8 protein-coding genes are annotated in these 8,099 nt (G+C 53.1%); 6 read left to right on the top strand and 2 right to left on the bottom strand.

The features are described from left to right. Positions 1-502 precede the first annotated feature (502 nt). The 6 genes from AACZ40_RS26910 to AACZ40_RS26885 all read left to right on the top strand — a co-directional run bounded on the left by AACZ40_RS26910 (position 503) and on the right by AACZ40_RS26885 (position 6,864). Complete coding sequence (locus AACZ40_RS26910; RefSeq protein WP_291179475.1) at positions 503-1,213, top strand: GntR family transcriptional regulator; 711 nt, start codon at positions 503-505, stop codon at positions 1,211-1,213. Between the two features lie 134 nt (positions 1,214-1,347). Next, on the top strand, positions 1,348-2,130 hold the full coding sequence (locus tag AACZ40_RS26905; RefSeq protein WP_339676649.1) for a DUF1559 domain-containing protein: 783 nt from the start codon (positions 1,348-1,350) through the stop codon (positions 2,128-2,130). Further along, positions 2,111-2,293, top strand: a complete 183-nt coding sequence (locus AACZ40_RS26900) for a DUF1559 domain-containing protein (protein WP_339676646.1) — start codon at positions 2,111-2,113, stop codon at positions 2,291-2,293. The genes AACZ40_RS26905 and AACZ40_RS26900 overlap by 20 nt, the downstream gene beginning before the upstream one ends. 94 nt (positions 2,294-2,387) lie before the next feature. Further along, positions 2,388-2,795, top strand: coding sequence for a hypothetical protein (locus tag AACZ40_RS26895; RefSeq protein WP_291179470.1), 408 nt, complete (start codon positions 2,388-2,390; stop codon positions 2,793-2,795). Positions 2,796-2,798: 3 nt separating this feature from the next. Next, the gene (locus tag AACZ40_RS26890) at positions 2,799-5,510 is read left to right on the top strand and encodes a DUF1588 domain-containing protein (RefSeq protein WP_291179467.1); all 2,712 of its coding nucleotides are present in this window, start codon (positions 2,799-2,801) and stop codon (positions 5,508-5,510) included. A 37-nt stretch (positions 5,511-5,547) separates the two neighbouring features. Next, positions 5,548-6,864, top strand: coding sequence for a DUF1552 domain-containing protein (locus tag AACZ40_RS26885; RefSeq protein ID WP_291179464.1), 1,317 nt, complete (start codon positions 5,548-5,550; stop codon positions 6,862-6,864). A 14-nt stretch (positions 6,865-6,878) separates the two neighbouring features. Here the strand turns inward: AACZ40_RS26885 and AACZ40_RS26880 are convergent, their stop codons facing one another. Beyond that, positions 6,879-7,793: a transglutaminase family protein gene (locus AACZ40_RS26880; protein WP_291179461.1), complete on the bottom strand. Its 915-nt coding sequence runs from the start codon at positions 7,791-7,793 to the stop codon at positions 6,879-6,881. Next, positions 7,790-8,099 (bottom strand): alpha-E domain-containing protein (locus AACZ40_RS26875; RefSeq protein WP_339676641.1); only part of this gene is annotated, 310 nt, incomplete at its 5' end. The genes AACZ40_RS26875 and AACZ40_RS26880, both read right to left, overlap by 4 nt.

Genomic DNA, 8,099 nt, shown 5'->3' with positions numbered 1-8,099 from the left:
AACGCATGAAGAAAAAAGCAGCACAGTTCGCTCTGCATTCAGAAACGCGACCTGTCAAAACTCAGGCACCAGAATCCCGTTCCAAAGCGGCCTGAACTCAGCGACCGTTTTGTCGCAGCTGCTTTCTGTTCGACGTTCACCGGACTGCATGCCGATTGGCTCAATTCTGCATCAATTTAAAACGCATCACTTGGAACCATAGTGTCTCTCAATCTTGAATAACCGGTTCTAAGGGGCCTGGAGACGCTTTAGTAGAACTGTGAATACAGTCAATTCTGACTGGCTTCTCTTCCCTGGCCTCTGTTCCCTGGAATTCCGCCTGAAAAGGGATTCATGCGATCTCTCACGATTCCAGCCACTTTGTCTGATTATCATTGACAATGACGATTTCAATATAATATATTATGCATAATGCATTATGCGTAATTGTGAGTTTTGTGGAGCGGTTCACTCCAGGATTGCGAGAACTGCTTCGATATCAGCAATATTCAGGAGAGTCTGTATGAGTGCGACCACGACGCTTTCGACCCATCCGCTGCCGGTCAGCTCTCTCAGGCTGGATATTTTCAGCCAGATTCTGCTGTCAATCTTTACCGGTGAGTATCCGGCGGGAACCCGTTTGAAGGTACAGCATCTGGCAAAGCAGTATGGCGTGAGCAGCACACCGGTTCGTGAAGCGATCGTCGAGCTGACCGGGATTGGTGTTGTGGAACTGTTTCCCAACCGGGGGGCGGTCGTGGCGCCGTTCGGGATTCCGGAAATACGTGAGATGTATCACGTGCGTCGTATTCTGGAAATTGAGTCAGCCCGCTGCGCCTGTGAATGCAGTGATCTTGAGGAAATCAGGCAACTGCTGGCAGAGACACGTCACTTACAGCAGGCCACGCGTGATGCTCAATGGACTCTGCTCTGTTCCGATATCGATAAAAGAACGCACACGGCAATCGTGAATGCTTCCGGGATCAAACGACTGAAAGCAGAACTGAATCGTTATGATCGACTGATGCATATGGTGCGTGTATTGCTGAAAGATTCAGAACTTTACCTGGATCAGATTCTGGAAGAACACCTGCAGGTACTGGAAGCATTACTTCGTCGCGACCAGGCAGCGGCAGCTTCAGCGATGGCCCGACATCTGGAAGCAACCTGTGAACGCGCAGTCGAAGGCATCTTTGTCCGTGGTATTGATGATTCAGAAAACATTCATCCTTAAAACTTGAGCAACCTGAATTTTATTTTCATTTCAGATAGATCTGTCAACTTCATATAGAAGGCAGCTTGTACTTTTTATTTCTGTTCATGCAGGAGCTGCTGGAGTTTCCATTCTTTTTTAAAAAGGAGACGCTCATGTTTCGCCGGACTCGAGGTTTTACGCTCATCGAATTACTGGTGGTCATTGCGATTATCGCCATTCTGATTGCCCTGTTACTTCCCGCGGTACAGCAGGCACGCGAAGCTGCCCGACGCAGTCAGTGCAAAAACAATCTCAAACAGTTGGGACTGGCGATGCATAATTACCATGAAACATTTCAAGTGTTTCCTTTCGGGATGATCAATCCGACCAATGGTGATTTACCGGGATCCCCGCGACCAGCGACAGATAATACAGGCTGGTATCCCATGATTCTTCCGTATATCGAACAGGGATCTCTGTACAACGTATTTATGGAGGAGCAAAAGAATCCGGCTCGGACAGGCGCCATTTACTGGAGCAGAAAAGATTCTGTGGTCCCGATGATGATGTGCCCCAGTGATCCCGCCGGACCCAAAAATATCGCCTACGGTCAGACGAATCCTTCCAGCAACGGCTCACAGGGCTTCCACGGAAATTATGCCGTCTGTGCCGGATCTACTCATTTTGGTGCCGCGGGAAGTTATACCGCACTGAATGGCCTGTTTTATTCGCGCTCACGAACCCGGCTCCGCGATATCACCGACGGGGCATCGATGACTTTGATGGCCAGTGAACTGATTTTATCTTCAGATCAATCCAAACACGATGTGCGTGGCCGACTGATGAACCCCCGCTGTATGGGGACTTTCTTCACCACCCTGGAAACGCCGAATCCGAATGTGGGAGATGTCCTGATTGCCTGCTCGGACATCCCGCATGCTTCCGTGTGGCGCTGACAGCACCTCGAACAGCCGCACATTTGCGCGGAGCTATCATGTGGGAGGCGTACATGGTTTACTGGCAGACGGGGCAGTCCGTTTTGTCTCTGAAAATATCGATCGTGCTACTTTTCAGTCATTAGGTACCCGCGCGGGTGGGGAAGTGATCGGGGAATTTTAATCCGCTGACGTTTACAGTTCTGATGTGATGTGTCGCAGCAGTCACTCAGCAGCACGTCTGGTTAGTCTTTCCGCTTCACTCCCGGGGATGAGCAATGAAATCGATCTTTCTCTTATTGTTGATGACTCTGTCATTGCAGGGATGTTTTCAGGGAACGGGTGCGAATGAGTCTGAAGTCAGTGGAGTCATCAAGTTGGATGGAGAACCACTGCCCGAAGGAACCATCACCTTTATATCGGCAGATAATACGACTCATTCTGCACAAGGCAAAATTCAAAACGGCGAGTATCAAGTCACAGTACCTGTCGGGGAGAAACGGGTTGAAATTCATGCTTCCCGCTGGACAGGAAAACCCTATAAGAAGTACGATATCATGGAGACCGAACAGTATCTCCCTGCGATCTATAACGAGCAGAGTCAGTTGACCGCCGACGTCAAGCCTGCAGAGGATGTACAGTTGGACTTCGAATTGGACTCCAGTGCTCAAAAGTCCGGGAAGTGATGGATGGGTTTACGAGTCATTCAATACAGAAACCAGAGCGGGGCGAAAGTCACCCGGCTTCCATCCCGCAATCGCGCAGAGGACAGACATCCGGACTGTGGTCATAGTAAGTTACTCGGCCATTTACTGCTCCTGTGTATGATGCTTCTGTTTTTTCCGGAAGACCGCGCGCAGGCTGAAGAACACGTTGACTCAGAGGCGGGCGAGACGATCCGCCAGCTTCTGCAGAAAACGTGTTTCGACTGTCATAATGATGACCTGGCGGAAGGGCGGCTGAATCTGCAGCAGCTAAACTGGAAACTGTATGATCAGCGTCTGCGTCAGCGCTGGATTCTAGCATACGACCGGATCGCCGCGGGTGAGATGCCGCCGGACCGAAAGGATCTGTCTCAGGCGGACCGCGCGCTCCTGTTGAAAAAACTGTCTCAATCACTGCAGGCTGCGGATGCCGCCCAGGTCGCGTTGCATGGGCGGGGACCTTTGCGACGGTTGACACGAGACGAGTTCGAACAGAACCTGCGAGATATGCTGGCGCTCCCTCACCTGGATATTCGTGACCTGCTGCCCCAGGATCGCGAGCAGCAGCATTGCAATAAAGTTGCTGAAGTTCTGGATATGTCTCGCATCCAGCTGGATGCCTATCTCGAAGCTGCAGACCAGGCGCTGCGTCAGGCAGTCGCCTCGGGAATGCAGCCGCGGACACGGGAGCAACATCACCTGCCGGCGACGCGTATGTTTCAGACTGCGGAGACATTTGGTGGTCGTGAGGCGATGTTCTATGCGAAAGATTCCCAGATGGTCCCGCTGTCGGGCGGTGATCTGGCCCGGATGCGAAAAGAGAACAGGCACGATCCGGAGATGGAACTCGCGATTTTCCGTTCCGCCTCCTGGCCATATTACGGATATCCCGATGTCTTCAAAGCCAGGGAAGCAGGCGCTTATCGGATTCGCTTTTCCGCACGCGCGGTCAGACAGCTGAGGGACTTCAGCCTGCGACCGGCCTGGGATTCGATACCGATGAATTTTCGCGCACGGAAGCAATCGGGGGCGGATGTGTCGGGAGATGTACGAGTAACGGGAGAGACGTTTGATATTCAGCCAGAGGTCGGCATCTATGAAACGACAATCCTTCTCAAGCAGAATGAAACATTTGAGTACAGTCTGCTGGGGCTGCCGGTTCCGCGGGCCATCAATCCTCGAAATGCTCCCCTGTACTACGATTTTCCTCCGATGCCGGAGGGCGGGCATCCGGGTGTGGCTTTTCAGTGGCTGGAAATAACCGGCCCCCTGGACTCGGAGACATGGCCTCCCGCTTCGCATCAACGGCTGTTCGGAGAGTTACCGATGCGAGCGGCTGAAAAGGGGACCTTGCCGATAGAACTGATCTCTACTCAGCCGGCAGAAGATGCAAAAAGGCTGTTGCGACGCTTCATTCAACGGGCAGAGCGTGTGCCAACGTCTGAAGATATGATTCAAATCTACGAGCGGCTGGTGACTGACGAACTGGAGGCCGGCACGCCACTGGCAGAAGCCCTGCTGAGTGGGTATACGGCGTTTCTATGTTCGGCACCGTTTCTGTATCTGCCGGAACCGCGGGCTGGGACTCCCCAGCGAGAGTACGCAGTCGCTGCGCGACTCTCACATTTTCTGGGGAACACGCGACCTGATGACGAGTTGAAGCGGCTCGCCGAGCAGGGGCAGTTGCTGAGTGCGGAGATCCTGACTCAGCAGACACGTCGATTACTGCTCTCTGATTCCACTGAGAAATTTATCACAAATCTGACTGATTACTGGCTTTCACTGAAAGACATTCGTCGCGATGAACCGGACAGCCGCCTGTATCCGGAATATCGGTTCGATGACTACCTGATTGAATCCATGGCAGCAGAGACCCGCGCGTTTATCACTGCGATGTTCGAAGAGAATCTGCCTGTCACTGTTCTGGTCGATGCCGACTTTGCGTTTGTGAATGATCGGCTTGCCCGCCATTATGGATTGCAGCCTGTCAGTGGCTCACAGATGCGGAAAGTGACTCTGCCCGCCGAGAGTCATTATGGCGGTTTACTGACGCAGGCTGCGATTTTGAAAGTGACCGCGAATGGTACTACGACTTCTCCCGTGATTCGCGGGGCCTGGATCATGGAGCGGGTGATGGGAAATCCGCCGCCTCCGCCTCCGCCGTCAGTCCCCGCGGTCGAACCGGACATCCGCGGTGCCACCACCATTCGTGAGCAACTGGCGCAGCATACCCGGGACCCGGTCTGTGCCGCCTGTCATGCCCGTTTTGACCCGGTCGGTTTTGCCCTGGAAGACTTCGATATCATGGGAGCATTTCGAACCCGTTATCGCAGTCTGGCGAAAGGCGAAAAAGTAACTGGCATCGATCGCGCCGGCCACGATTATACTTATTTTATTGCCGGACCGACCGATTCCCGTGGTCAACTGCGTAACGGACAGACGTTTCAGAATATCCGGGAACTCAAGCAGTTACTCCTGGCAGAACCGCGGCAGCTGGCGCGCAACCTGGTTCAGCAGTTGATCGTCTATGCGACGGGAACCCCGGTGCGGTTCTCTGATCGACCTGTGGTTGAAGCGATTCTGGATGAATGCGGGCCCAATGGATATCGAACACGTGACCTGTTGGAATCGGTGGTGCGCAGCTCGATTTTTCTGGGCAGAGAACAACCACCGAGTACGAGTCTTCAAACCGATTGAATCAGCACACATTGACAACCTGACGTAAGAGTATCTTATGACTGTAAATCAACAATTTCCCACTTCGCATCCTGTGGTCAGCCGTCGCCAATTTCTGCGCGGCGCGGGGGTCTCGCTGGCATTGCCGTTACTGGAGTGCAGAGCTCAAGCAAAGCCCGATCACTCGGAACAGGAATCCACGCCACAGCGAATGCTGCTGATCTCCAATAACCTGGGAGTGCTTCCTGAGCCATTCTTTCCGAAAACGGCGGGAACGGATTACCAGCTGTCTCCCTATCTGAAGGAGCTGAAAACGTATACGAAAGATTTTACGGTTTTCAGTGGACTTTCTCACCCCGCGTGCGAAGGCGGTCATTCGACCGAAAACTGTTTCCTGACCGGTGCCCGGCATCCCACGAGCAGCGGGTTTCGTAATACGATTTCACTCGATCAATACGCGGCAGAACACCTGGGACGACAGACACGATTTTCCACGTTGAACCTGGGAGTCAATATCGACAAAGCGAATCGGAGTCTGTCGTGGACCCGGGATGGGGTGTTGCTGCCTGCGGAGGACAGTCCGGCTCAGCTGTTTCGCAAACTGTTCATTCAGGGGAGTGATGCGAAAGTCAAACAGAGGCTGCAGGCACTGAAACGCCGAGGAAGTATTCTGGACGCGGTCAGTGATTCGACTCAGAGTTACAGCAGATCTCTGGGACAGAGTGATCGCAGACGACTCGATCAGTACTTTACATCGATCCGTGAACTGGAGCAGAGACTGCTGACAGCGGGCGAATGGGAACAGCGCCCGAAACCGGATATTCAACAGGAACCCCCGCGTGATATTGTGGATCGCGCATTGCTGTTTGATAAATTCGAACAGATGCTGATGATGGCGGCACTCGCGCTGCAGTCTGACTCGACACGGATTGTGACGTTAATGGTGGACGCCTTCGCAACCCCTGTCTTTCAACTACGGGATGATGAAAAAAGCAGCACCGGTTACCACACCCTCAGCCATCATGGTATGCGCCCGGATCATCTGGCCCAACTGGAAAAAGCAGATCGGCGACAGATGAATCTTCTGCGTCAGTTATTTGAGAGTCTGACTGAGGTCCAGGGGGAAACAGGACGTCTGCTGGACAGTACGATGGTTCTGTATGGCAGTAACATGGGAGATGCCAATACACACGATAATACCAATCTGCCCCTGCTGCTGGCGGGAGGCGGGTTCAGGCATGGTCAGCATCTGGCATTCAATCGAGAGCAGAATTCGCCTTTATGCAATCTCTATGTCAGTATGCTGCAGCGGCTGGGAGTCGAATCAGACCAGTTTGGTTCCAGCAGTGGAACGCTCACCGGGCTTAAGTCGTAAAGGTTTGAGAATTTCTATTTCGCATCGCCAGTGGCAGGTGCAGCTGGCTGGGGTTCTTCCGGGGCGACATCGACCGAGACCGTCATGCGGTGCTCGCCCCCACCGACGATCGTGCCCTGGATGGGACAGACATCGTAATAGTCTCTGCCCCACGCGACCGTAATATGATCGACAGAAGTCTGAACGTTATTGGTTGGATCCACGTCAATCCAGCCCGCTTTTTCTCCACAGTACACGGAGAGCCAGGCATGGGAAGCATCAGCGCCCACCAGTCGCGGCTTGCCGGGCGGAGGATTGGTTCTCAAGTATCCGCTGACATAGCGGGCGGCCAGGCCCAGGGCGCGCAAACAGCCGATCTGGAAATGAGCAAAGTCCTGGCAGACGCCGTGTTTCTTCTCGAAGACTTCGCTGATTTCTGTATTCACATTCGTAGCCCGGGAATCGTATTTAAATTCCGTGTTGATACGGGTAGTCAGTTCCAGTACTGCTTCCAGGATCGGACGATTTTCCTGAAAAGAAACTTTCGCATATTCTATTAACTCAGGAAACAGTTTCACCCCCGGAGAATCAAAGGTGAACTGGTAAGCATCGAGGACGCCTGCAGTATGCTTTTCCTGCAGTTGCTGGACGACCGATTCCCAGGGGGGAGTCTCCGCAGCCGCGATCTGGGAAGCAGCTGTCACCTCAACCTGGCTTGTGGCGGTGACGCTCAGCCCCAGATGGGCCTGGTCGATCGTGAAATAAGAGACATCATTCCCAAAGTAATCTTTGCGATGTGCGATGCTGAAAGGTTCCGGGTGGACCAGCAGTTGAAATTCTTTGCACCTCTGTCCGGGTAATACTCGAGGCGCGAGATGCACCAGGTTGTGGCAGACCGGGACCGCCTGGGAGTAAGCGTACTTGGTGGTATGCGTGATTTTGTATTTCATTGCGGACTGATGTCTGAAAGTTGGTGAGAGGGAACAGCGTGTACGAGGTACCGGTGCGAAATTGCTTCAGACAGTTTCGGCAGCTGATAATCCCAGGTTTCAATCAGTTTTTCCAGGGGTTCATAATCACCCAGGCAGTGCGTCTCCGCTGTCTCCTGAATATCCAGCATCCGTACTGAATGTAACAGTGTCATCACAAGTCTCTGCTCAGAAGTATAACCGGGTAACTCACGATTCCTGGGCAGTCGTTCGACATGCTTGGCCAGTTGCATGAACTGGAATACCAGGGAGCGAGGATTGGTTTCG

Origin of the sequence: uncultured Gimesia sp., assembly GCF_963972345.1 — a bacterium.
Classification (GTDB): domain Bacteria; phylum Planctomycetota; class Planctomycetia; order Planctomycetales; family Planctomycetaceae; genus Gimesia.
Note: the sequence above shows the minus strand (reverse complement) of the source record. Positions and strands in the feature narration are given on the sequence as shown.